This is a genomic window from Chitinimonas sp. BJYL2 (assembly GCF_027257935.1).
Classification (GTDB): Bacteria; Pseudomonadota; Gammaproteobacteria; order Burkholderiales; family Chitinimonadaceae; genus Chitinimonas.
Map to the genome: position 1 here is coordinate 427,126 of NZ_JANZKW010000003.1, position 22,855 is coordinate 449,980.

The 22,855-nt window shown below is 61.6% G+C and carries 20 protein-coding genes; 12 read left to right on the forward strand and 8 right to left on the reverse strand.

Translation table 11 applies throughout. The features are described 5' to 3' along the window. Nucleotides 1-83 precede the first annotated feature (83 nt). The gene (locus tag O9X62_RS11865) at nt 84-1,592 is read left to right on the forward strand and encodes a mechanosensitive ion channel family protein (protein WP_269533078.1); all 1,509 of its coding nucleotides are present in this window, start codon (nt 84-86) and stop codon (nt 1,590-1,592) included. A 113-nt stretch (nt 1,593-1,705) separates the two neighbouring features. Here the strand turns inward: O9X62_RS11865 and O9X62_RS11870 are convergent, their stop codons facing one another. Both O9X62_RS11870 and O9X62_RS11875 read right to left on the reverse strand, forming a co-directional pair. Continuing rightward, nucleotides 1,706-2,620, reverse strand: coding sequence for a FecR family protein (locus O9X62_RS11870; protein ID WP_269533080.1), 915 nt, complete (start codon nt 2,618-2,620; stop codon nt 1,706-1,708). A 7-nt stretch (nt 2,621-2,627) separates the two neighbouring features. Further along, on the reverse strand, nt 2,628-3,428 hold the full coding sequence (locus O9X62_RS11875) for a hypothetical protein (RefSeq protein WP_269533082.1): 801 nt from the start codon (nt 3,426-3,428) through the stop codon (nt 2,628-2,630). 142 nt (nt 3,429-3,570) lie between these two features. Here O9X62_RS11875 and O9X62_RS11880 point away from each other — a divergent pair, with 142 nt between their 5' ends. Beyond that, entirely contained in the window at nt 3,571-4,323 is a 753-nt protein-coding gene (locus O9X62_RS11880) for an ABC transporter substrate-binding protein (RefSeq protein WP_269533083.1), read from the forward strand. Nucleotides 4,324-4,347: 24 nt separating this feature from the next. Here the strand turns inward: O9X62_RS11880 and O9X62_RS11885 are convergent, their stop codons facing one another. Further along, nucleotides 4,348-5,484 carry a PilT/PilU family type 4a pilus ATPase gene (locus O9X62_RS11885; protein ID WP_269533085.1) on the reverse strand — a complete coding sequence of 379 codons (1,137 nt, stop codon included), beginning with the start codon at nt 5,482-5,484 and terminating at the stop codon, nt 4,348-4,350. 161 nt (nt 5,485-5,645) lie between these two features. Then, nucleotides 5,646-6,686: a type IV pilus twitching motility protein PilT gene (locus O9X62_RS11890; protein ID WP_269533087.1), complete on the reverse strand. Its 1,041-nt coding sequence runs from the start codon at nt 6,684-6,686 to the stop codon at nt 5,646-5,648. Nucleotides 6,687-6,751: 65 nt separating this feature from the next. Here O9X62_RS11890 and O9X62_RS11895 point away from each other — a divergent pair, with 65 nt between their 5' ends. The 5 genes from O9X62_RS11895 to O9X62_RS11915 are packed head-to-tail and all read left to right on the forward strand — an operon-like array spanning nt 6,752 to nt 9,777. Next, a complete protein-coding gene (locus tag O9X62_RS11895; RefSeq protein ID WP_308446468.1) occupies nt 6,752-7,468 on the forward strand; it encodes a YggS family pyridoxal phosphate-dependent enzyme in 717 nt (238 codons plus the stop codon). Further along, complete coding sequence (locus O9X62_RS11900; RefSeq protein ID WP_269533088.1) at nt 7,465-8,061, forward strand: hypothetical protein; 597 nt, start codon at nt 7,465-7,467, stop codon at nt 8,059-8,061. The genes O9X62_RS11895 and O9X62_RS11900 overlap by 4 nt, the downstream gene beginning before the upstream one ends. Beyond that, a complete protein-coding gene (proC, locus tag O9X62_RS11905) occupies nt 8,058-8,864 on the forward strand; it encodes a pyrroline-5-carboxylate reductase (RefSeq protein WP_269533090.1) in 807 nt (268 codons plus the stop codon). Before O9X62_RS11900 ends, proC begins: the two co-directional genes overlap by 4 nt. Nucleotides 8,865-8,899: 35 nt before the next feature. Continuing rightward, nucleotides 8,900-9,487, forward strand: coding sequence for a YggT family protein (locus tag O9X62_RS11910; protein ID WP_269533092.1), 588 nt, complete (start codon nt 8,900-8,902; stop codon nt 9,485-9,487). After that, nucleotides 9,484-9,777 carry a DUF167 family protein gene (locus O9X62_RS11915; protein ID WP_269533094.1) on the forward strand — a complete coding sequence of 98 codons (294 nt, stop codon included), beginning with the start codon at nt 9,484-9,486 and terminating at the stop codon, nt 9,775-9,777. The genes O9X62_RS11910 and O9X62_RS11915 overlap by 4 nt, the downstream gene beginning before the upstream one ends. On the opposite strand, the gene O9X62_RS11920 is transcribed toward O9X62_RS11915, so the two are convergent. Beyond that, the gene (locus O9X62_RS11920) at nt 9,778-10,239 is read right to left on the reverse strand and encodes an FxsA family protein (protein ID WP_269533095.1); all 462 of its coding nucleotides are present in this window, start codon (nt 10,237-10,239) and stop codon (nt 9,778-9,780) included. Here O9X62_RS11920 and cutA point away from each other — a divergent pair. Genes cutA through O9X62_RS11935 form a run of 3 tightly spaced genes read left to right on the forward strand, consistent with a single transcriptional unit; the run spans nt 10,238 to nt 12,905 of the window. After that, nucleotides 10,238-10,573, forward strand: coding sequence for a divalent-cation tolerance protein CutA (gene cutA / locus O9X62_RS11925; RefSeq protein WP_269533096.1), 336 nt, complete (start codon nt 10,238-10,240; stop codon nt 10,571-10,573). The genes O9X62_RS11920 and cutA overlap by 2 nt on opposite strands. Continuing rightward, nucleotides 10,570-12,360, forward strand: coding sequence for a protein-disulfide reductase DsbD (gene dsbD / locus O9X62_RS11930; RefSeq protein ID WP_269533098.1), 1,791 nt, complete (start codon nt 10,570-10,572; stop codon nt 12,358-12,360). Before cutA ends, dsbD begins: the two co-directional genes overlap by 4 nt. Before the next feature lie 5 nt (nt 12,361-12,365). Further along, nucleotides 12,366-12,905 (forward strand): TlpA disulfide reductase family protein, encoded by a 540-nt coding sequence (locus O9X62_RS11935; RefSeq protein ID WP_269533099.1) that lies wholly within the window; start codon nt 12,366-12,368, stop codon nt 12,903-12,905. 176 nt (nt 12,906-13,081) lie between these two features. Here the strand turns inward: O9X62_RS11935 and purL are convergent, their stop codons facing one another. Both purL and O9X62_RS11945 read right to left on the reverse strand, forming a co-directional pair. Continuing rightward, nucleotides 13,082-17,035, reverse strand: a complete 3,954-nt coding sequence (gene purL / locus O9X62_RS11940) for a phosphoribosylformylglycinamidine synthase (RefSeq protein ID WP_269533100.1) — start codon at nt 17,033-17,035, stop codon at nt 13,082-13,084. Between the two features lie 101 nt (nt 17,036-17,136). Further along, nucleotides 17,137-18,624 (reverse strand): hypothetical protein, encoded by a 1,488-nt coding sequence (locus O9X62_RS11945; RefSeq protein ID WP_269533102.1) that lies wholly within the window; start codon nt 18,622-18,624, stop codon nt 17,137-17,139. A 139-nt stretch (nt 18,625-18,763) separates the two neighbouring features. Between O9X62_RS11945 and O9X62_RS11950 the strand changes: the two genes are divergently transcribed. After that, nucleotides 18,764-20,368, forward strand: coding sequence for an ABC-F family ATPase (locus O9X62_RS11950; RefSeq protein WP_269533104.1), 1,605 nt, complete (start codon nt 18,764-18,766; stop codon nt 20,366-20,368). Between the two features lie 321 nt (nt 20,369-20,689). Beyond that, nucleotides 20,690-21,430 carry a beta-ketoacyl-ACP reductase gene (locus tag O9X62_RS11955; RefSeq protein ID WP_269533105.1) on the forward strand — a complete coding sequence of 247 codons (741 nt, stop codon included), beginning with the start codon at nt 20,690-20,692 and terminating at the stop codon, nt 21,428-21,430. A 162-nt stretch (nt 21,431-21,592) separates the two neighbouring features. Here the strand turns inward: O9X62_RS11955 and O9X62_RS11960 are convergent, their stop codons facing one another. After that, nucleotides 21,593-22,852 carry a murein L,D-transpeptidase family protein gene (locus O9X62_RS11960; protein ID WP_269533106.1) on the reverse strand — a complete coding sequence of 420 codons (1,260 nt, stop codon included), beginning with the start codon at nt 22,850-22,852 and terminating at the stop codon, nt 21,593-21,595. Nucleotides 22,853-22,855: the final 3 nt, after the last annotated feature.

Genomic DNA, 22,855 nt, shown 5'->3' on the forward strand with positions numbered 1-22,855 from the left:
TGTGTGTGATTTCATCGTAGCAAGCCAGTTCGCCCGTCGCTCGGTGACTTGGCTATGCTGAAAGCAATCCATGCGAGTCATCCATGCCTGATATCACCTATCTGTCCCGCCACGAATGGCCGTATATCCTGCTGGTGTGCGGCATCCTGCTGTTTGCGCTGTACCGCTATCGTCCCGCCGAGCGGCGTAATGTGGCCCTCACCATCCTGTTCCTGATCGGCGGCTTGATCGGCTTGTCGCTGGGCCATCTGGCCGAGGCTCACGGGATGAAGCAAGCAGCCGGCATTCTGGTCGAGCTGTTCACCATCATCCTGGGCCTGGTTGTCATCCGCCTGTTTGGCCTGGCGCTGTTCCGGCTAGGGCTTGCCGCGCTAAGGATCGAGCCGCCGCGCATCCTCGAAGATGTGCTGGTGATGGTGGCCTATCTGGTCTGGGGGCTGGTGCGGCTGCGTTATGCCGGGCTGGATCTGTCGCAGTTGGTGACCACATCGGCCGTGATCACGGCGGTGCTGGCCTTTGCGATGCAGGATACGCTGGGCAATATCCTTTCGGGCATTGCGCTACAGCTCGATGATTCGCTGGAATTGGGGCAGTGGGTCAAGCTGCCGGATGTCTCCGGCAAAGTACTGCAGATCGGCTGGCGCTCTACCCTGATCGAGACCCGTAACGGTGAAACCGTGGTGGTCCCCAATGCCTGGCTGATGAAGAACAGCTTCCAGCTCGTGGGCAAGCGCTTCAATGGTCATCCGCTCGTCTGGCGACGCTGGGTGTGGCTGGAGGTGAGCTGGGATCATCCGCCCGCGCGTGTGCTCGAGCTGATGCATATGGCCATTCGTGATGCGCATATCGACGGGGTGGCAAGCGAACCGCCCCCCCATGCCGTGCTGATGGAAATGCGCGATGGCATTGGCCGCTACGCGCTGCGCTACTGGCTGACGGACTTTCTGGCCGATGACGGTACCGACTCCCAGGTCCGCGCCCACCTTGTGGCCGCCATGGTCCGTAACGGGATTCCTATGGCTGCGCCCAGCCACAATGTCCTGATGACCAAGGACAACGACAAGACTGCAGCCCAGCGACAGGAAGTGGATCTGGAGCGTCGGCTCACGGCGCTGGCGGGTGTACCGCTGTTTGCCGATTTCACCGACGAGGAGCGTCGCCATCTGGCCGTGCAATTGCGCTTTGCGCCGTTCGAGTGTGGTGATGTCATCAGCCGTGAGGGCGCGGTTGCGCACTGGCTCTATATCCTCACCGTGGGGGAAGTAGACGTCTGGCACGACTACGATACCCCGACAGCGGATCTGCTCGGCCACCTCAAGGCGGGTAGCTTCTTTGGCGAAATGGGCCTGATGCTGGGCGCGCCGCGCACGGCAACGGTGGTGGCTGCCAGCTATGTGGAATGCTATCGGCTTGATCGTGCCGGCTTTGAAGCCATTCTCACCGCCCGCCCCAGTCTGGCAGATACGCTATCGCGGATACTGGCCGAGCGCATGGCAGAGAACCATCTGCATAGCCGCGACAAGCTCAGTACGCCGGCCAGCCCCCCTCAGGCGGAGGTGCTCGAACGCATTCGCCGCTTCTTCGGGCTGTAAGCACCGCGGCCTGGTAACAATCCCTTGTTGGCACGGACGGCAACCTGTCTGTCGTCGGGTTGCCTGGTTTGGCGGATAACAGTTCGGCCGTTTGGCCGGGAAGCGGCGCATTTTCAGTTAGCGCGTCGCCGCGGCGGCACCACCGGTTTACCTTGTTCCCGCCGGTTCTGCATCCGTTGCCGGATTGCCTGCTCCGCCTGTTCCGCACGGGGTGGCGGGTTCATCATGCCCGTGGCCCCGTCCTCCTGACGTTCTGACTGTCGCGACTCCATCCGCTCGCGCAGGGCCTGCCGTCCCTGCTCCAGCAGGCTATCGCGCTGCTCCGGAGAGAGCGGTCGTGCGCGGAAGCCGCGATCCGTGCGCTCGTGCAAGCGATTCAACACAGACTCGATGCCATGCTCCTGGGCAAACTGTCGCAATCGCTCGAATACAGCGGGCCGGCGTACCAGCAAGCCCGGCCTGGCATCGGCACCCTGCGCCGCAAAGGCGGCCTCGCCGGGACGAACCGTCAACTCGGCGCCTCCCGCGCGCATGAGGGTTTCACCTTCATGCACCGTGTCATAGACGCCAGCGGGCAGATCCGGATCGTCGCTGCGTTCAATCACCACTGTTTCGTGATCGGTTCCCCGGATGCCCATAGTCACCGTGGGCGTGGCCAGCCGGTAGGCGGGTTTGTGACTCTGGCCGATCAGCCCGGTCACCGAGCGCAAGGCACCGGTCAGCAAGCTGATCCAGGCACGGGAATCATCGGGTCTGTCGGCGCTGTAGCGATAATCGTCAACCCGCACACGCGTATTGGGACGCAGGGTCAGGCTGGCACCATCACTCATCGATACCACCATCCAGCCCTTGGCACCGGTCAGCAAGGTATCGCCTACCGAGACCTTGCTGGTCACGACGGTCGTCTGAGGATCACCATGAAGATCGAAGCGGGCTACTTCGCCACCGGCGGCCTCAATGCGTCCGGCAATGGCAGCGTGGACAAGTGACGAGCAAGCAAGCGACAGCAGCAAGAGCATGCGCAACATGGTGGCCTCAGGGGAAGCGATAGCTGTAGGTGATCGAGATATCCTGCTGCGGATCGTCGTCAGACAGGCCGCGCATCAGGTTGATACCCAGGCGCCCCGTTTCGCCCAGGGGCAGGTATCCCGACAGGCTGACACTGCGTGAAGACGGATAGCCGGGCGTGGCATTTTGCGACCACGCGTAGTCCATGCCCATGCCAAAGCCCTGGGGATTCTCATAACCGAGGTAGAGGTCGCTGTTCCAGACGTTGCGGGTGGTCTGGCCCGCCGGCTTGCCCAGCCAGCTGTAGCCGCTGCTCCAGCTCAACTGATAGGGCCCAAAGCCGCGGCTCAAGCTGGCAGACAGCGACCAGTCCGTCTTGCCGGTGGAGAAACCCTTCTCCTCACTACCCGTGGGCAGCTTCACCCCAGCGCGCCAATCCATACCCCAAGGGTCGTTCTCTTCCCCGAAACTGAAACTGCGTCCCAGATTTAGGTTGACGTCGCCCCAGCCGTTAACGCGTCCCAGCGCGCCATCCGGGCGCGGCCGCTGTACGGGCACCCAGACCAGACGCTGGCCCACGCGCACGGCTTTGAAGCCCGTTCGTCCTGCAAGGGCCTGATCCACGCTGGCACGCTGCTGACGCCAGTTGCCGCTCGCATCCACGCTCCAGTCGCTGCTGCGATAAGAGAAGCCCAGCGGAACGGACCATTCACGCACCAGTGGATCATCGTAGTCGCTGTAACCCCATCCACTTGTCAGCGTGAAGTCCGCCGCCAGCAAGGGTGGCGCCAGCGCGGCCAGCAAACAGGGCATCGTAAGGCGAATCATGGTGCGCATCTCCCGGGGGCACGTGACCTCATTCTAGGTCTGATGTGGCGGTGCGCCAGTTTGTCGGGAGATCAGCGTGGCTGTGGCGGCATCTTCACCACAGTGTCGGTACAGGGTGCCGAGCCCGTGCTCAGGCACTAACATGGAATATATGCGCACCTTCCTGCATGCCTGCCTCTTGCTGATGATTGCCTTGGCTCCTTGGTCTGTCCGGGCGGCACCACTGCGGGTCAGCGCGTCGTCCGGCTGGGGTATGCCGATTGGCGAGGTGGATGCACAAGGGCATTTGAGCGGCGGCATCATGCATGAGCTGTATGGGGCCCTGGGACGGGAGATGAATGTGCCTGTGGTGGTACTGACCCTGCCGCGCAAGCGCATCGATAACGCCGTCATGCATGGCGAAGTCGATTTGCGCTGCTTCCTGAATCGTCGCTGGGTCGGCAATCCGGCAGATTACCGCTGGAGCGGCACACTCTTCACCGTGCAGGACGTGGTGGTGGCCCGCGCAGATACGCCTAGCCCGGCCAACCTGGCTGAGCTGCGCGGCAAGACGCTGGGCACGGTGCTTGGGTATGTATATCCGGACGCCTTGCAGGTGCAGCTGGGCAAGCAGATTGTCCGCGAGGATGCGCCCACGCCTGCGTTGGCCTTATCCAAGCTGCTGCTGGGCAGATCGGATTACGCCTTGGTCGATAGTCTGGTGCTGGCCTGGTATGCAAAACACCAGCGTGTCCGCTTTGCCGCAAACCCGCTGGTGGTGAATAGCTACGAGATTGAATGTGCGACGCCCATCCGCACGGGCCAGCCGGGGCAGGCAGCGCTGGCGGCGCTGGAACGCATGCGCAAACGCGGCGATATCGCGCAGATCCTGGCGCGTTATCAGTCGGCGCACTGAGCCGCCAAAGGACGGGGTGCGCGTCTAGACGATATCCAGGTGATCCAGCCCTGCCATGGCGTCCCGGTTCTTCGATTCCTTGGAGTCCAGCTTGATCTTCAGACGCAGGTCGTTGACCGAATCGGCGTTGCGTAGTGCGTCTTCGTAGCTGATACGACCTTCTTCGTAGATATCGAACAACGCCTGATCAAAGGTCTGCATGCCGAGTTCGCGGCTCTTGGACATGATGGTCTTGATCTCGTGCACATCGCCTTTGAAGATCAGGTCGGAGATTAGCGGACTGTTGAGCATCACTTCTACCGCTGCCACCCGGCCCTTGCCAGAGCGATGCGGAATCAGCCGTTGCGAGATGAATGCTTTGAGGTTCAGGCTCAAGTCCATCAGCAGCTGGGCACGGCGCTCTTCAGGGAAGAAGTTGATGATCCGGTCCAGCGCCTGGTTGGCCGAGTTGGCGTGCAGGGTGGCCATGCAAAGGTGACCGGTTTCGGCAAAGGCCACCGCGTAATCCATGGTTTCGCGGTCGCGGATTTCACCGATCAGGATCACGTCGGGGGCTTGCCGCAGCGTGTTCTTGAGCGCGTTGTGCCAGTTATCGGTATCCACCCCGATTTCACGCTGGGTCACGATACAGTTCTTGTGTTCGTGTACGTATTCGACTGGGTCTTCAATCGTAATGATATGACCGTAGCTGTTCTCGTTCCGGAAGCCGATCATCGCTGCCAGCGAGGTCGACTTACCTGAACCGGTACCGCCCACAAAGATCACCAGACCGCGCTTTGCCAGCGCCACATCCTTGAGCACCACCGGCAGGCCCAGATCATCGAACTTGGGGATGTCGGTCGTGATGGTCCGCAATACCAGACCAATCCGTCCTTGCTGCTGGAATGCGTTGCAGCGGAAGCGGCCGATACCGCCGGGGCTGATGGCGAAGTTGCATTCCTTGGTGGCTTCAAATTCTTCAGCCTGCCGGTCATTCATCACCGCGCGGCACAGTTCCTTGGTGTGCTGCGAGCTGAGTGCCTGGCTGGATACCGGCGTGAGCTTGCCGTCGATTTTCATCGCGGGCGGAAAATCCGCGGTAATGAACAAGTCCGACGCATTCTTTTGCCGCATCAGTCGCAGCAGATCGTGCATGAACTTGGTGGCCTGTTCCTTTTCCATGGTCTTACTCCTGCAATTCGATCTCACCGAGTCGAACTGGCAACGTGTGTCGTCGTGCGTTTAACTGGACCGACGCCTGCTACAGGGCCAATCCAGCCACTGGCCGGCGTCGCTTTGGCGGTACGCCGTGACCTGGTGGTTCAAACAATGGTTGAGCGGACTTACTTGAAGTTATCCGGATTCATCGCCTTGCTGCGTGCCTCGGCATTGGTGATCAGGTTACGGCGCACCAGATCGGTCAGGCACTGATCCAGCGTCTGCATGCCGTGCTGCTGGCCGGTCTGGATCGTCGAGTACATCTGCGCGATCTTGTTCTCGCGGATCAGGTTACGGATGGCCGGGATCCCGATCATGATCTCGTGCGCTGCCACCCGGCCGTTGCCGTCCTTGGTCTTGAGCAGCGATTGTGAGATCACCGCACGCAAGGATTCTGACAGCATCGACCGGACCATTTCCTTTTCGGCTGCCGGGAACACGTCAACGATACGGTCAACCGTCTTGGCGGCGGACGAGGTGTGCAGCGTACCGAACACCAAGTGGCCGGTTTCGGCGGCGGTCAGCGCCAGGCGGATGGTTTCGAGGTCACGCATTTCGCCCACGAGGATGACGTCCGGGTCTTCCCGCAGTGCGGAACGCAGCGCGTTGGCAAACGACAGCGTCATCGGGCCGACTTCACGCTGGTTGATCAGGCACTTTTTCGATTCATGCACGAATTCGATCGGGTCTTCCACCGTAAGGATGTGGCCGTACTCGTTTTCGTTGATGTAGTTGATGATCGCCGCCAGCGTGGTCGATTTGCCCGAACCGGTAGGGCCGGTCACCAGCACGATGCCGCGCGGGGTCTCGGCGATTTCCTTGAATACCTTGGGGGCATTCAGGTCTTCCAGGCTCAGCACTTTGGAGGGAATGGTACGGAATACGGCGCCGGCGCCGCGGTTCTGGTTAAAGGCGTTGACGCGGAAACGGGCAAGACCGGGAATCTCGAACGAGAAGTCACATTCCAGCGTTTCTTCATAGGTCTTGCGCTGGCCGTCGTTCATGATGTCGTACACCATGTCATGAACGTCTTTGTGTTCCATCGCCGGCAGGTTGATGCGGCGTACATCGCCGTGTACACGGATACACGGCGGCATGCCGGCCGAGAGGTGCAAGTCCGAGGCCTTGTTCTTGACCGAGAACGCCAGAAGTTCCGAGATTTCCATTTATAATTCCCCGTTCAAAGCCGCATGCCAATTGGGTTTGCGGCACATTTTGCAAGGCATTATGGATGGCGGACTTCGAGAAATCCAGACAGCAGGTGCAAGCCCGCATCGATGCCGCGCTGCAGGCCGCTGGCCGCGCACCGGGCGAGTGTACGCTGCTTGCCGTCAGCAAGACATTTCCTGCTGAAACGGTAAGGGCTGCCTACGCGGCCGGGCAGCGCGCATTCGGCGAGAACTATGTGCAGGAGCTGGTCGACAAGACCGAAGCGCTGGCAGATCTCGCTGACTTGGAATGGCATTTCATCGGGCCGTTGCAAAGCAACAAGAGTCGCCCGGTGGCAGAGCGTGCCCATTGGGTGCATAGCGTTGATCGGCTGCGCATCGCCGAGCGGTTGTCGGCTCAGCGGCCGGTGGCCATGCCGCCATTGAATGTCTGCATTCAGGTGAATGTGTCGGGCGAAGCCAGCAAGTCCGGCTGCGACCCGGCCGAGGCGCTGCCGCTGGCATTGGCGGTGGCCAAGCTTCCCGGGCTGCGGCTGCGCGGCCTGATGTGCATTCCCGCCGCGGATGCCGCCGAGCCGGTCTTGCGTCAGCAGTTCGGATTGCTGCGTCAGCTGCGCCACGAAATCACCCAGGCCGGCCTTGTGCCTGATACCTTGTCGATGGGCATGTCGGCCGACCTGGCCCAGGCCATTGCCGAAGGATCCACTTTGGTGCGCGTGGGTACCGCCCTGTTTGGCGCCCGCCAGACACCGCTTGCACCGCTGGAGAATCAGGCTTGAGCACAACGCACACACCGGCAACGCTGGCCGAACTCGCTCGCTGGCTGCGCGTGGAAGAAGGCGATAGCCGAGACCGGCTGGAGCTGGCTTCCGCATGGCAGCGCATGCCCGACGGTTCGCCGTACCGGCTCAAGCTTCAGTTTGCTGCAGGGATAGTGCTGGCCATCCTGCTATTGCTGTTCACCGTGGGCCTGTTGAGCGAGTCACCCATGGCCTTGGCCATTGCGTTGATGGGCGGACTGCTGGCAGCCGGCGTGTTCTGGTATGTGCGCGCATGGTTCTGGCGCTCGGTACTGGAGCTGGATGCCCGCCACCTGTCGCTCACCTACTGCGGCTGGGGCGCGCCAGTGTCCACCATCTTGCTGCTCGAACAGATTGATCGACTGAGCTATGCGCTGCACGAAGGCCGCCTGGCCTCGCTGCAGCTTGAACACCGTGATGGTGAGTTGATACTGCCGTTCTCGGGTCAGCGCGAACTCGACAAACTCTACTTCAACCTGCTCCGGCACTTGCTTCTCAAGCGCCGTCCAGCCATCACCATCGGGGAGTCCGCACCAATGCACGCCCCGGCTACGGAAAGTGAATCCCCATGAAAATCGTCTTTATCGGTGGTGGCAATATGGCGACCGCCATGCTGGGCGGCCTCTTGCAGCAGGGCTACGCCGCAAACGACTTGTATGTGGTTGAGCCCGATGCGGGCAAGCGTGCCCAGCTTGCCAGCGAATTCGGGGTGACGACCCTTGCAGCGGACGTGCCGCTGCCGGCGACGGACGTGGCCATACTGGCCGTGAAGCCGCAGCAGTTGGCCGAGGTGGCCCGCAATCAGGCCGGGGCGCTGGCGGGGCGGCTCGTGATCAGCATCGCTGCCGGCATCCGTATGGCGGATCTTGATCGCTGGCTGGGTGGCCGGGCGAGACTGGTCCGGGTAATGCCGAACACGCCGGCTCTGGTACGTGCGGGCGTCAGCGGAGCCTGGCTGGGCCCTCAGGCCGACATTGCCGATCGGGAAGTTGCCAGCCGCATCCTTCAGAGCGTAGGGCAGGTGGTCTGGGTAGAGCAGGAGCAGCAGATTGATGCCATTACTGCCATCTCGGGTTCCGGCCCTGCCTATGTATTCCATTTCATGGAGTCGCTGGTAGCTGCAGCCCGCGAACTGGGCTTTGATGCGACAACTGCCCGCCAGCTCGCCTATGGCACCTTCGATGGCGCCATCAAACTGGCCATGGCCAGCGATGACGAAGTGGGAACGTTGCGCGAGAAGGTCACCTCCAAAGGTGGCACGACGGCAGCTGCGCTGGCCCGCATGAACGAAGCCGGTGTGCAGGCCGGCATTGTGGCGGGCGCCCATGCTGCCTGCGCCCGTGCTGCCGAACTTGCCGATGAACTGGGCAAGTAACTTTCCTAACCGGCCTGACTGCTGGAGACAAACCGATGCTGTATGAGCCGCTGGCCTTCCTGATCAAGAACCTGGTGGGCTTTTTCCTGCTCAACCTGTTGCTGCGTTTTTACCTGCAGGTAGCCCGTGCACCGTTTGGCAATCCGCTGGCGCAGTTCACGGTCAAGCTGACCAATTTCATTGTCTTGCCGGCACGGCGGCTGATTCCCAGTGCTGGGACTTACGACACCGCCACCTTGCTGCTGGCGTGGCTGGGCGCCTTGTTGATGCATGTGTTGTTGCTGCTGATCTCGCCGTGGCCAGTCAATCTATGGAGTCCGACCGCCGGTATCGGGCTCTCCATGCTGGCCGTGCTTGAACTGTTCAAACTCACGCTGTATCTGTTGTTCGGTGCGGTGTTGGTGCACGCGATCATGAGCTGGGTGAATCCCTACAACCCGCTGGCTCCCTTGCTGGATGCGCTCACGCGCCCATTTCTGGCGCCGTTGCGGCGGATGATTCCGCTGATTGGCGGCATCGACCTGAGTCCGCTGGTGCTTATCCTGTTCCTGCAGATGTTGCTGAACTTTGCCGTGGCACCGCTGGAAATGCAGCTGATGGCCTTCATCGTGCAGGCGGCATGACGCACAACTGGGCGCGACAGGACGGCGGCGCCTGGGTGCTGAGCCTGTACTTGCAACCCGGCGCCAAAAAGACGGAAGTTGCCGGGCTGCATGATGGCGCGCTCAAGCTAAGGTTGGCGGCACCCCCGGTGGAGGGCAGGGCCAACAAGGCGCTGATTGCCTGGCTGGCCGACTGGTTTGATGTGCCGCGCAACGCGGTGGTGCTGGAAAACGGTGAACTCTCGCGCCACAAACGGGTCAGGATCAACGGCAGCGCGCGGCACCCCGACGCGCTGCTGGCGGAAGCGTGATCAGCGCGGGTCCTTGCCTGGCGGCAACGCGCCGGCAATCTCGTCCACGCGGCTGAATTCGCCCTCAAAAACACCATCGTTGGCCGGCCGGGATGCACCCATACCCGCCATGCCGGGCATGGCGAAGCCCTTGGGGCTGGGCCAGACGGGCAGAATCAGGATCAAACCGAGTACATCACTGACCGGGCCGGGGAACACGAACAGCAGGGCAGCCACCAAGGTGCGCGCCACCCAGAACAGCCGGCGTATCGGTACTTCGCCGGACTTGATACTGTCGACCACTGCCCAGGCCGTGGCGGCGCGCCAGCTCTTGAGTACCAGTAATCCTGCCACGCCGCTGAGCGCCAGCCACACCAGCATCCACCAGCCTATCCACTGCGATAACGTGATGATGGCCAGCAGCTCGGCCAGCGGTAGCAGCAATAATCCAAGGCCCACAAAGGGCAAGAGTTTTCTGAACATGAGTGAACAAGATTCCGTTCTGGTGGTACTGTGCACCGCCCCCGATGAAGGGGTGGCCGAACAATTGGCCGGCGCGCTCATCGAACGCCGGCTCGCTGCCTGTGTCAATCTACTCGCGCCTGCCCGCTCCCTGTATCGCTGGGAAGGCAAGCTTGAGCACGCTACCGAGATTCCGATGTTGATCAAGACCACGCACCGTGCCTACCCGGCACTGGAAAACGCGATCCGCGAACTGCATCCTTACCAGCTTCCCGAGCTGCTGGTACTTCCTGTGACACAAGGTTTGCCAGCTTATCTGGACTGGGTACGCGCCGAAACCGGGAGTGCAGCATGAAACGCTTTGTCGCCGCGCTGCTCGCCGGGTTCCTCACTTTCCCGGCTTGGGCGGCCATCAATCCCGATGAGTTGCTGCCGGCTGCCGAAGCTTTCAAGCCCACGCTGCAAAAAAACAGCGACACCGAGGCCTCGGTACGCTTTGATATCGCCGACGGCTACTACCTGTACCGTGATCAGTTCAAGTTCAGTCTGCAACCGGGTGAGCAGGCGCTCACCGCCGAGATTCCGCCGGGCAAGAAAAAGCATGATGACTATTTCGGCGAGGTCGAGGTCTACCGCCAGAACGTGACGATCACGCTGCGCAGCAAGCAGCCCATGGCCGCCGATGCGCGCATCAAGATCGTCTCGCAAGGTTGCGCCGACGCGGGAATCTGTTATCCGCCCGAAACTGTTGAATTGCCCCTGTCTGACGGTAAGGCCGGCAATGCCAGCCGTGCCGTCAGCAACCTGCTTGGCGATGCGGCGGGAGCGGCTACCCCGCAGGCAGCACCCAGGACGGCCAGCGATGGTGCCGACCTGTTCGGTTCCGGCAAGTTGCTGGCCCTGCTGGCCTTCTTCTTTCTGGCTGGACTGGGTCTGGCGTTCACCGCCTGCATGTACCCGCTACTGCCCATCGTGTCCGGCATCATTGTTGGGCAGGGGGCGACGGTCAGTCGTGGTCGGGGTTTTGCGCTGGCCATGGTGTATGTGCAGGGCATGGCGCTGACCTATGCGGTAGCGGGTGTGGCTGCGGCACTTTCGGGCACCTTGCTCTCCGCCGCCCTCCAGAATCCCTGGGTTCTCGGCGCCTTCGCCGTGTTCTTCGTCATCATGGCACTGTCCATGTTCGGCCTGTTTGAACTGCAGCTGCCCAATGCGCTGCAATCCCGATTGAACGATGCCTCGAACCGCCTGCCGGGTGGCCGCTGGCTTCCTGTATTTGCCATGGGAGCGCTTTCGGCCCTGATCATCGGTCCATGTGTCGCGCCACCATTGGCCGCAGCCCTTGGCTATATCGCCGCCAGTGGTGATGTCGTCAAAGGCGCACTGGCCCTTTACGTGATGGCACTTGGCATTGGGCTGCCGCTGGTGCTGGTCGGTACGCTTGGCGGTCATGTCATGCCCAAGGCCGGCCCTTGGATGACGGCCGTGCGCAATGTGTTCGGGACGGTGATGCTGGCGGTGGCGATCTGGATTGCCACGCCGGTGCTGCCAAGCTGGTTGCTGATGCTGGCGTGGTCGGCATTGGCACTTGGCGCCGGCGTGGCACTGTCGGCACTCGATCCTTTGCCGCCGCACGCCAAAGCCGCCAAGCGGCTGGCCAAGGCGCTGGGCGTCATGCTGGTGCTGGCGGGTGCTGCACTGCTTGTCGGCTTGTTGGCTGGCGCGCGTGATCCCTTGCAACCGCTTAAACCACTGGCAGGTGCACAAGCCGTGGCCGCTGAGGGCAAGCTGCCGTTCCAGTATGTGAACTCGGTTGATGAGTTCAATGCGGCCCTGGCCGCCGCCCGTGGCAAAACCGTGATGCTGGATTTCTATGCTGACTGGTGCGTCAGCTGCCGCGAGATGGAGCGCTTCACATTCAGCGATGCCGGCGTGCAGCGCGCACTGGGCAAGCTGGTGCTGATCAAGGCGGATGTCACCGCCAATACGCCGCAACACAAGGCGCTGCTCAAGCGCTTCGGTCTGTTCGGCCCGCCGGGCACGATTTTCTTCGACGCCCAAGGCAAGGAAATCCCTGCCCGCCTGATCGGCTTTGAAGCCGCCGAACCCTTCCTGCAACGTTTGCAACAACTGCCGGTCTGAGCCTGATGAAACGTTCCACTACCCTGATTACCGGCGTCGTCATCATTGCCGCCGCCTTGGCTGCCGGCATTTATACCCGCCAGGCCCAACTCAAACCCCAGCCAGAACCGCTGGCCGCAAACGGCGTGGCCAAGCCCACGCTATGGCAATCGGGTTTCAAGGACCTCAAGGGCCAGCCGCAGGTTTTCTCGCAATGGCAAGGCAAGCCCTTGGTGGTCAACTTCTGGGCGACCTGGTGTGCGCCGTGCCGCGAAGAAATCCCCGAGTTCATTGCCACGCAAAATGCCGTGGGCGACAAGGTGCGCTTTGTGGGTCTGGCGATCGACAACGCGGCCGATGTGCAGAAGTTTGTCGATGAATACAAGATCAACTACCCGGTGCTGGTCGGCGAGCAGGATGCCATGGAGCTGATGCGCACCGAGGGGAATCGCGTGGGTGCTTTGCCCTTTACGGTGATTTACGACGCCGCTGGCAAGCAGGTCGCGGCGCATCCGGGGCGTTTGACGCAAGCGCAGCTAGATGCCTTGCTCAAACCCTTCATTTGACATTGCTGGGCAGGAGCCAATCCATGAGTAGGGTGCAATAAGCGCAGCGCATTGCACCGATTGGGGTGATGACGTGATGGTGCATGCGGCCTTCAGCCTTATGGCACCCTACTTACCCCGCCGCCCAAAACAAAAGGCCCGCTTGTGCGGGCCTTTTGTTTACCAATCACAGAGGCTTAGCCCAGTGACTTGCGCGCATTACGGAACATGCGCATCCAGCCGCTATCCTCACCCCAGGTATCGGGATGCCAGCTCAGGTTCACGGTGCGGAAGGTGCGTTCCGGGTGCGGCATCATGATGGTGAAGCGGCCATCGGCAGTGGTGACACCGGCAATGCCGTCGGGCGAGCCGTTGGGGTTCAGCGGGTACACCTCGGTAGCGTTGCCGCGGTCGTCCACATAGCGCATGGCGGTCAGCACCGTCTTGCGGTCGGCCTGGTTGGCGAATACCGCGCGGCCTTCGCCGTGCGATACCACCACCGGCAGACGCGAGCCGCCCATGCCGGCGAAGAACAGGCTGGGGCTGTCGGGCACTTCTGCCATCACGAGACGCGCTTCGAACTGTTCCGAGGCATTGCGGCGGAACTTGGGCCAGTTTTGCGCGCCGGGGATGATCTCGGCGAGGTTGGACATCATCTGGCAGCCGTTACACACGCCCAGTGCGAAGGTATCGCCACGCTGGAAGAAGGCTTCGAACTCGTCGCGCGCCAGGCTGTTGAAAAGGATGGACTTGGCCCAGCCTTCGCCCGCACCCAGCACGTCGCCGTAGCTGAAGCCACCGCAGGCGGCGAGCCCCTGGAAGTCCTTGAGCGAGAGACGGCCCGAGAGAATGTCGGACATGTGCACGTCGACCGAGGTGAAGCCGGCGCGATCAAACGCGGCGGCCATCTCGATCTGGCCGTTCACACCCTGCTCGCGCAGGATCGCCATGCGCGGCTTGTTGCCCTTGGCGATGTACGGTGCTGCAACATCCTCGGACGGATCGAACTTGAGTTCGGCATACAGGCCGCGTTGCTTCTGGCCCAGCAGCGCGTATTCGCTGTCGGCACAGGCCGGGTTGTCGCGCAGGCGCTGGAGCTGCCAGCTGGTTTCGGCCCAGGCCTTGTAGAGATCGGTACGGGTCTCGTTGAGCACCAGACGGTTGCGCTTCTTGATCTTGAGGCGGTCGTCGTCGTTGAGCGTGCCGATCACATGCAATTGACTGCGCAGGCCGGCTGCAAAGAAGGCAGCCATGACGGCGTGGGTGTCACTGCGGCGCACTTGCAGCACGGCACCGAGCTCTTCATTGAACAGCACGCCCATCATGCGGCCGTTTTCAGCGCGGGCAATCGACTCAGGGGTGTACTCGCTGAACTCCCGCTCGTTGCGGCGGCGTTCGATACACAGCTCGTCTACGTCCAGCGTCACGCCGGTGTGACCGGCGAACATCATTTCAGTCACGGTGGCGAACAGGCCGCCATCGCTGCGGTCGTGGTAGGCCAGCAGCTTGCCGTCGGCGTTGAGTTGCTGCACCACCTGGAAGAAGGCGGCGAGCGCTGCCGGGTCTTCCAGATCGGGTGCGTGGTTGCCGACTTGCTTGTAGACCTGAGCCAGCGCCGAACCACTGAGGCGGCACTTGCCGCGACCAAGGTCAATCAGCAGCAGATCCGTATCACCTTGATCGGTACGCAGCTGCGGCGTGAGCGTGCGGCGTACATCGGTAACCGGGGCAAAACTCGATACGACGAGCGATAGCGGGGCCACCACCGCCTTTTGCTGCCCGTCTTCCTGCCACACCGTCTTCATGGACAGGCTGTCCTTACCCACCGGGATGCTCAAGCCCAGCGAGATGCTGAGATCGCGCACGGCTTCGACGGTATCGAACAGGTTGGCATCTTCGCCGGGATGGCCGGCGGCGGCCATCCAGTTGGCGCTGAGCTTCACGTCGCCGAGCTTGGCGATCGGGGCGGCAGCGATATTGGTAATGGCTTCACCCACGGCCATCCGGCCCGATGCGGGTGCCGAAATCAGTGCCAGCGGCGTACGTTCGCCCATGGCCATGGCTTCGCCCAGATAAGTCTCGAAGCCCATGGTGGTCACGGCCACATCGGCCACTGGCACCTGCCAAGGACCGACGAACTGGTCGCGCACCGTCATGCCGCCCACCGAGCGGTCGCCGATCGTGATCAGGAAGCGCTTGTCGGCCACGGCGGGCAGACGCAGCACGCGGTAGGCCGCTTCAAACAGATCCAGTGAACTGGAATCAAACGTTGGCAGCTCAGGGTACAGGCGCTTCACGTCACGCGTCATCTTGGGCGGCTTGCCCAGCAGCACGTCCATGGGCATGTCCACCGGCTTGTTGCCGAAGTGGCTGTCATCCAGCACCAGCTGTTTTTCGAGCGTGGCAGTACCGACAACGGCGAAGGGGCAGCGCTCGCGCTCGGCAATGGCGGCAAAGGTATCGAGTGCGTTGGCGGGAATCGCCATCACGTAACGCTCTTGCGATTCGTTACACCAGATCTGGACGGGCGACATGCCCTTTTCTTCGATATGGATATCGCGCAGCTTGAACACAGCACCACGGTCCGAGCCGTGCACGAGTTCAGGCAGGGCATTGGAGATGCCGCCCGCTCCCACGTCGTGAATGCTCAGGATCGGGTTCTTGTCGCCCAGCTGCCAGCAGCGGTCGATGACCTCCTGCGCCCGGCGCTGGATTTCGGGGTTGCCGCGCTGCACGGAGTCGAAGTCCAGATCGGCAGCATTGGCACCGGTATCCATCGACGAGGCCGCGCCACCGCCCAGACCGATCAGCATGCCGGGGCCGCCGAGCACCACGATCAGCGCGCTTTCGGGGATATCGTGCTTGCCCACATGGTCGCCATCGATGTTGCCGAGGCCGCCGGCAATCATGATGGGCTTGTGGTAACCGCGCATCTCGCCGAGGTGGCTTTCCTCGTAGGTACGGAAGTAACCAGCCAGGTTGGGCCGGCCGAACTCGTTATTGAAGGCGGCGGCGCCGATGGGGCCGTCGACCATGATCTGCAGGGCCGAGACAATGCGGTTGGGCTTGCCGTATTCAGCCTGGGTGTTGCTGAACTGCTCCCAGGGGCGCTTGAAGCCGGGCAGGTTCAGGTTCGATACCGTGAAGCCGCACAGGCCAGCCTTGGGGCGCGAGCCACGACCGGTCGCGCCTTCATCGCGAATCTCGCCACCCGAGCCAGTCGAGGCGCCGGCAAACGGGGCAATCGCGGTGGGGTGATTGTGCGTTTCCACCTTCATCAGGATGTGGGTGGGGCGGGCGTTGTAGCGGTATTCCTGGCTGCCGGCCTGCGGGTAGAAGCGCAGGATGCCTGCGCCTTCGATCACCGAGGCGTTGTCCGAGTAAGCCACAACGGTGCCTTGCGGATGCGCCTTATGGGTATCGCGGATCATGCCGAACAGCGATTTGACCTGGGCCTCGCCGTCGATGATGAAATCGGCGTTGAAAATCTTGTGGCGACAGTGCTCGGAGTTGGCCTGCGCAAACATCATCAGCTCGACATCGGTCGGGTTGCGCTTGAGCTTGCCGAAGTTCTCGACCAGGTACTCGACTTCATCATCCGACAGGGCCAGACCCATCTCGCGGTTGGCGGCATCGAGTGCAGCACGGCCGCCGCCCAGGATGTCCACGCTGGCGAGCGGTTGCGGCTCGATATGCGAGAACAGCTTTTCGATGCCATCGAGACCGGGCCAGACGCTCTCGGTCATGCGGTCGTGGGCCAGTTCGGCCAGCTTGGCTTGTTCGGTGGCAGTCAGCGCACGGCCTGCATACACCACCATGCCGCGCTCGATGCGGCTGACCTTGTCCAGACCGCACAGCTTGAGAATGTCGGTGGCTTTGGACGACCACGGCGAAATCGTGCCGATGCGTGGCGTCACCAGTAGCTGGCTGCCTTGGGCACGTGCATCATCGGCGGGCTGATCGTCGGCCAGAATGCGGGCCAGCTTGGCTTGCTCGTCGGCATCCAGCGCTGCGTTCAGCTCGGCAAAGTGCCAGAACTCGGCATACGGCGCGACATCGCGGATGCCGGCGGCAGCCAGTTGCTGAACCAGTTTTTCGATACGGAACGCGGAGAGGGCGATGCCGCCACGGAGCTTGAGAACAGTGGGCATGTATTAGGCCGTGCGGTAATGGGGGAGAAAGCCCGCGAATTTTACCGGAAAGCCCACCGCTTTGCTGGCCCAACGGGAGTCGTCGGGCTGTTCCGCAAGGATCAGTCTTTGGCCAGCACGTTGAAATTGCAGATGGCGCAGGTAGGCAGTACTTCCAGCGCCGGGCCAAGCTTGATGGTGAAGCGCTTGGTACCGGACGCCAGCGTAAACAGCGCGCCAGCCTCGTGTTGAGCCAGATTCATTACCAGAACACGGCCATGTGGCGACTCAGCGCAATATAGCGCCGGCACATTGCCCGAGCCGCCTGCGAGCATCACAGGGGCTGGCTGGGCGGCTAGACGCTCTGCCCCGACCCGCACATTGCCTTCCGACGACTTATGCAGCCGGCGCACCAGAGCAAGCCAGGTGGTGTCGCCACTGCGCAGTGCCAGCAACTCGCCGATGGTCAGCCGGTCGTCATAGTGCGAGCGATACTGCGCCCCGAAACCGTTGCCGCTTTCATCCAGCAGGTTCCAGGGTTCCCAGTTGCTGGTGCCGCGACCATGGGCCAGCAGGGTATGGATCACGTCGAAGCCGATGGCAGCATCGGCCGGGCGATCTTTCAGCCGGCGCTCGCTGCGCCTGGCGCGCGACTGCCCTACGCGGGAGTACACCACCGAGAGATCGCCGAGAAAACGCGCCAGGCGCGGATGATCAAGCTGCTCGGTCATGATGGGCACGGTTGCCACGCCCTGGGCGGCAAACACGCTGGCCTGCGCCAGCCGATCTGCCAGCGTTTCGGTATCGAAATACCGATAGCGTTCCCCCACCATATTGCGCCGCAGCTTCATGGGGGGCTTGGGTTCATCCAGATTGATGGCAAAGCTCTGATCGCGTGGGCGGATAACCCTTTCCAGGGAGATATCGTCCACCCACATATCCAGCAGCTGGTCGAGCATCCAGATTTCTTCAATCCGATGGCGTTCGGGTTCGCTGAGTTTGAGCAGCAGGGCATGCCGATACACGCGGCTGACCGAAGTGGCAGCCATATCGGGGTAGGGCGCCATCATCTTGTCGGCAAAGCCGGCGGCTTCAGCAATCTGATAGAGATTGTTCAGGCTGCGCCATAGCCGGGGTTCGGCATCGAAATAGCGCAGATAGGACCACTTGGCCTGCTCGCTGTAATAGATGATCGCGCGCAAGGTGATCAGTTGCGCCTCTTGCTCGAACTTGGGGCTGGGGGCTTGGGCGTGTTGCTTCAGGCACAGCTTGTAGGCCGATGCCAGTTCTTTCCAGCACGCCAGCAGGGTGGGCATGACCTGATGCGGGAGGATCTGCTCGATCTGCTCCTCGCCGTGGTAGACCTTGCTGAGCAAGGCTGTCAGCGGCCGCGCTTTTTCATCGCAGCTGCGTACGGATTGATACCGCTCCTTCAGGCTCAGGCGCGGATTGCGGTTGAGGGCGGCAAGCGCCTTGTTGATCTCGATCATCGCGGCGAGCGTGTCTTCGGCCGGCAACTCGACAATCAACTGGGTGAAGCTGGGGCCCTGAGGTTCCTCCTCGCGGGCACGGCGCATCAGGACGTCGATCAGGCTGGAAAAGTCGAACATATCCGCTTCTGGGTCTTCTTCTGTTATTGGGGCCGGCGGTTGCGCAGGGCAGCTATGTTAAAATTACGCAATTTTGCCGCACCGCGCCATGCGCGGATTTTTATTTTTGCGACATGTCACGGTTTCAGGAGCCCTCAGCTTGATCACTACAGCCAATATCACCATGCAATTCGGCGCCAAGCCGCTGTTCGAGAAAGTCTCCGTCAAGTTCGGCGGCGGCAACCGTTACGGCCTGATTGGTGCAAATGGCTCCGGCAAGTCCACCTTCATGAAGATTCTGGGCGGCGACCTGGAGCCGACAGCAGGCAATGTCAGCCTCGATCCCGGTGTGCGTCTGGGCAAGCTGCGCCAGGATCAGTTCGCCTATGAAGACCAGCGAGTGATCGATGTGGTGCTGCAGGGTCACGGCGAGCTCTGGGCCTGCATGCACGAGAAAGACGCCATCTATGCCAACCCCGAGGCGACGGAAGACGACTACATGCGTGCGGCTGATCTGGAGGTGAAGTTCGGCGAGATGGGCGGTTACGATGCCGAAGCGCGCGCAGGTGCGCTGCTGCTTGGCGCCGGCATTCCGATCGAGCAACACTTCGGCCCCATGTCCGAGGTGGCGCCGGGCTGGAAGCTGCGCGTGCTGCTGGCGCAGGCCCTGTTCAGCAATCCCGAAGTGCTGCTGCTGGACGAGCCGACCAACAACCTGGATATCAACACCATCCGCTGGCTGGAAAACACGCTGAACGAGCGTGATTCCACCATGATCATCATCAGCCATGACCGTCACTTCCTGAACCAGGTCTGTACGCATATGGCCGATCTGGACTACAGCACCATTCAGATTTATCCGGGCAACTACGACGACTACATGCTGGCCAGCACGCAAGCGCGCGAGCGCGCACTCGGTGCCAATGCCAAAGCCAAGGAGCGGATTGCCGAACTGCAGGTGTTTGCTGCGCGATTCTCGGCCAACAAATCCAAGGCGCGTCAGGCCACCAGCCGCCTCAAGCTGGCCGACAAGATCAAGGAAGGCATGGTCGAGGTGAAGCCCTCGTCGCGGCAGAACCCTTACGTGCGTTTCGAGTTTGACGACAAGATCAAGCTGCACCGCCAGGCCTTCGAGGCGACCAATCTGTCCAAGTCCTTCGACAAGCCACTGATTCAGGGGCTGAACCTGATTTTTGAGGCCAATCAGAAGCTGGCCGTGATTGGCGGTAACGGTGTGGGTAAATCCACGCTGATGAAGATGCTGGTGGGCGCACTCAAGGCCGATGCCGGCTCAGTGAAGTGGGCAGAAAAGGCCGAGATTGGTTACTTTGCGCAGGATCACGAAGAGGACTTCGATTGCGACGACAACCTGTTCGACTGGCTCAAGCAATGGGCCAAGCCCGGTGATGACGATCAGGTCGTGCGGGGTGTGCTCGGCAAGCTGCTCTTCAGCGGCGACGACGTGAAGAAGTCGGTGCGTGTGCTGTCGGGGGGTGAAAAGGGCCGCATGCTGTACGGCAAACTGATCCTGCAACAGCCCAATGTGCTGGTGATGGATGAACCGACCAACCATATGGATATGGAATCGATCGAATCGCTGAACCTGGCACTCGATCTGTTCAAGGGCACGCTGATCTTCGTTTCGCACGACCGTCTGTTTGTGTCCTCCTTGGCGACGCAGATTCTGGAACTGCGCGGCGACGGCACCTATGAACACTATATCGGTGGCTATGAAGACTATCTGGCCAGCCAGGGCTTGGAGTGAGCTGGGAAATCAGCGGGAACTGTTGCATTTTGCGGACAAGATTCGTGATTTGACGATTAGTTCCCGCTTAGAGTTGCTGCTCTAGGTGGCCCGTACTATTATCGGCTCCGCAATTCCAGCACAGTCTGCCGAACATCAGCAGACATCAAATCGGTGCAATGACACCGTCACGTGGAGCCACCGCAACGGCCGCTCGACCGTATACAGACAAAGAAGAAGCATGGAGCAGACAAAACGCAGCGTTCCCTACCGGGGCGCTGCGTTTCCTCTTGCGGGCCAGCCCCTGTCTGGTCGGAGTGAAATCAACCGGGAGTCATCAAGATGCGTTTGTCGGGCAAAGTCACCATCATCACCGGGGCTGCCAGCGGTATCGGGCGTGCCACGGCCCTGCGTTTCGGCAAGGAAGGCGCGCGGGTCGTGGTTTGCGATCTGAATCGTGCCGGCATTGACCAGGTGGTCAGCGAGATTGTCGGCCAGGGTGGCGAGGCCGTCGGCCACGTCGTCAATGTCACTGACATGGCCGAGATCAACGCCATGGTCGCCGCCGTGAAGGCGCAGTGGGGGCGTGTGGATGTGCTGGTCAACAATGCCGGCATCGTCGCTGATGCGCAACTCACCAAGATGACCGAAGAGCAGTTCGACCGCGTGATCGATATCAATCTCAAAGGCGTATTCAATTGTGCCAAGGCCGTGGTCGACATCATGGTTGCACAGGGAACGGGCGTCATCCTCAACGCGTCGTCGGTGGTGGGCCTCTACGGCAACTTCGGGCAGAGCAACTACGCTGCGGCCAAGTTCGGCGTTATCGGCTTCACCAAGACCTGGGCCAAGGAACTGGGCCGCAAGGGTATCCGCAGCAATGCCGTGTGCCCGGGTTTCGTGGCGACGCCCATTCTCAAGGACATGCCCGAAAAGGTGATCCAGTCGATGGAAGAGCGCGTACCGCTGAAGCGCCTGGCCCAACCCGAGGAAATCGCCGCGGTCTACACCTTCCTGGCCAGTGATGACGCCAGCTATATCAACGGTGCGGTGCTGTCGGTGGATGGTGGTCTGGTCATCTGATGCCGGAGATGTAGGGCGCAGAAGCTACGCGCATTGCACCAAGCCATGTCCGGGTTGTGATGTGCAATGTGGCCAAGGGGGCTCATTGCACCCCGTGCACTCAAACAAAAGCCCGTCGTGTATCGACGGGCTTTTGTTTGAGTGCATCCTAAGTAAAGCGCCTCAGCTCAGCGATCCTTCGAACACGATCTTCCAGTCAGCCCGTTCCTGCTTGAAGTACAGGCGCTTGCGGGTACGGTTGTCGAGATTGCTGCTGCGGTAATCCTGCGCAAAGTCCGCCATCAGCATGTCGCCTTCGCGGGTGGGGTAGGCAAACAGGTTGACGTTGTCCAGACGGATCTTGGCCCACTGCTTGCCGGCGTTCACGGCTGCCTTCTGGGTCTTCCAGCTGGCCAGATCATGATTGCCGCTACGGAACTCGCTCGCATAGTGCTGCAGATAGCGGGGCGTATTGAGGCTTTCCCAGTCACGTCGCCAGGCTTCGACTTCCGCAATCGCCTGATTCCGGCGTGCGGCCCATTCGGTTTGATTCAGCCACTGGATCGCTGGCGCAATGATGACCGGCGTGTTCGGGGTGAGATAGGCACCCAGCGCCGCCATATCCGTATTCGACAAGGCCACGCAGCCATTCGATGCCTTGGGCGCGCGACTGTAGGTGTCGTATGGCACGCCATGCAGCCAGATGCCACTGCCGGTGCGGCCCATCTGCTTGTCCCAGTCATTGGGGTAAGACAGCGGCCAAGCGCCCACGCCGTAGAGCTCGGCACGATTGCCGTAACTCTTGTCGAGCTGCTCACGCGGCATGTGGCCGGTGACGAAATACACACCCAGCGGTGTGCGCTGATCGCCCTCGCGGTTCTTGTCAAAGCCAAGTTTGCCGATGGTGACGTAGAAATCGCGAACAAAGCGCGGCGTGCCGTCTTCATTGCGGAACAGATAGACCCGCGACTTGCTGGCATCCACGACCAGCGCGTGTTTCTGCGCCGGTGTCAGTTGCAGCAGGTTGGCGGGAATCTGGTCGGTGGGCGGGGGGGCGTCGTAGCGGGCAAGCCGGACCGTGGCCTCGGCGCGCAGATCGTCGAGCTTGTCGTCACGTACGGGAGCGCTGCCTATGCCAGCCAGTGGCTGGGCGCGGGCCATCAGCAAATCGCCCTTGAGCAGATGGGCGAGGCGGTAATTGGGTTTGGCGTCGAGCAGGGCATCAACCATGCGGTCAGCATCGGTCAGACGATTCTGGCGGATGGCGTTGAGCGCCGCGACCACGAGTGCTTCGGGATTCGATTGCGCTGTAGCGAGCGCCGCCTGCGCGAGCGCAGGAAGGTCGCTGACGCCGGGACGCTGCCATTGCATGGAATTGGCAGCCGGGGCCAGATACAGGCCCGCGATCAGGCAGGTACAGACTTTCAGCCAGGAACGACGCATGGA

Bases quoted from the DNA above. Each gene is read 5' to 3' on its own strand.
- O9X62_RS11895 (WP_308446468.1), top strand. From the start codon at position 6,752: ATGGCGGACTTCGAGAAATCCAGACAGCAGGTGCAAGCCCGCATCGAT.
- purL (WP_269533100.1), bottom strand. From the start codon at position 17,035: ATGCCCACTGTTCTCAAGCTCCGTGGCGGCATCGCCCTCTCCGCGTTC.
- O9X62_RS11885 (WP_269533085.1), bottom strand. From the start codon at position 5,484: ATGGAAAAGGAACAGGCCACCAAGTTCATGCACGATCTGCTGCGACTG.
- cutA (WP_269533096.1), top strand. From the start codon at position 10,238: ATGAGTGAACAAGATTCCGTTCTGGTGGTACTGTGCACCGCCCCCGAT.
- O9X62_RS11915 (WP_269533094.1), top strand. From the start codon at position 9,484: ATGACGCACAACTGGGCGCGACAGGACGGCGGCGCCTGGGTGCTGAGC.
- O9X62_RS11910 (WP_269533092.1), top strand. From the start codon at position 8,900: ATGCTGTATGAGCCGCTGGCCTTCCTGATCAAGAACCTGGTGGGCTTT.
- proC (WP_269533090.1), top strand. From the start codon at position 8,058: ATGAAAATCGTCTTTATCGGTGGTGGCAATATGGCGACCGCCATGCTG.
- O9X62_RS11880 (WP_269533083.1), top strand. From the start codon at position 3,571: ATGGAATATATGCGCACCTTCCTGCATGCCTGCCTCTTGCTGATGATT.
- O9X62_RS11865 (WP_269533078.1), top strand. From the start codon at position 84: ATGCCTGATATCACCTATCTGTCCCGCCACGAATGGCCGTATATCCTG.
- O9X62_RS11935 (WP_269533099.1), top strand. From the start codon at position 12,366: ATGAAACGTTCCACTACCCTGATTACCGGCGTCGTCATCATTGCCGCC.
- O9X62_RS11955 (WP_269533105.1), top strand. From the start codon at position 20,690: ATGCGTTTGTCGGGCAAAGTCACCATCATCACCGGGGCTGCCAGCGGT.
- O9X62_RS11890 (WP_269533087.1), bottom strand. From the start codon at position 6,686: ATGGAAATCTCGGAACTTCTGGCGTTCTCGGTCAAGAACAAGGCCTCG.
- O9X62_RS11945 (WP_269533102.1), bottom strand. From the start codon at position 18,624: ATGTTCGACTTTTCCAGCCTGATCGACGTCCTGATGCGCCGTGCCCGC.
- O9X62_RS11920 (WP_269533095.1), bottom strand. From the start codon at position 10,239: ATGTTCAGAAAACTCTTGCCCTTTGTGGGCCTTGGATTATTGCTGCTA.
- O9X62_RS11960 (WP_269533106.1), bottom strand. From the start codon at position 22,852: ATGCGTCGTTCCTGGCTGAAAGTCTGTACCTGCCTGATCGCGGGCCTG.
- O9X62_RS11875 (WP_269533082.1), bottom strand. From the start codon at position 3,428: ATGATTCGCCTTACGATGCCCTGTTTGCTGGCCGCGCTGGCGCCACCC.
- dsbD (WP_269533098.1), top strand. From the start codon at position 10,570: ATGAAACGCTTTGTCGCCGCGCTGCTCGCCGGGTTCCTCACTTTCCCG.
- O9X62_RS11870 (WP_269533080.1), bottom strand. From the start codon at position 2,620: ATGTTGCGCATGCTCTTGCTGCTGTCGCTTGCTTGCTCGTCACTTGTC.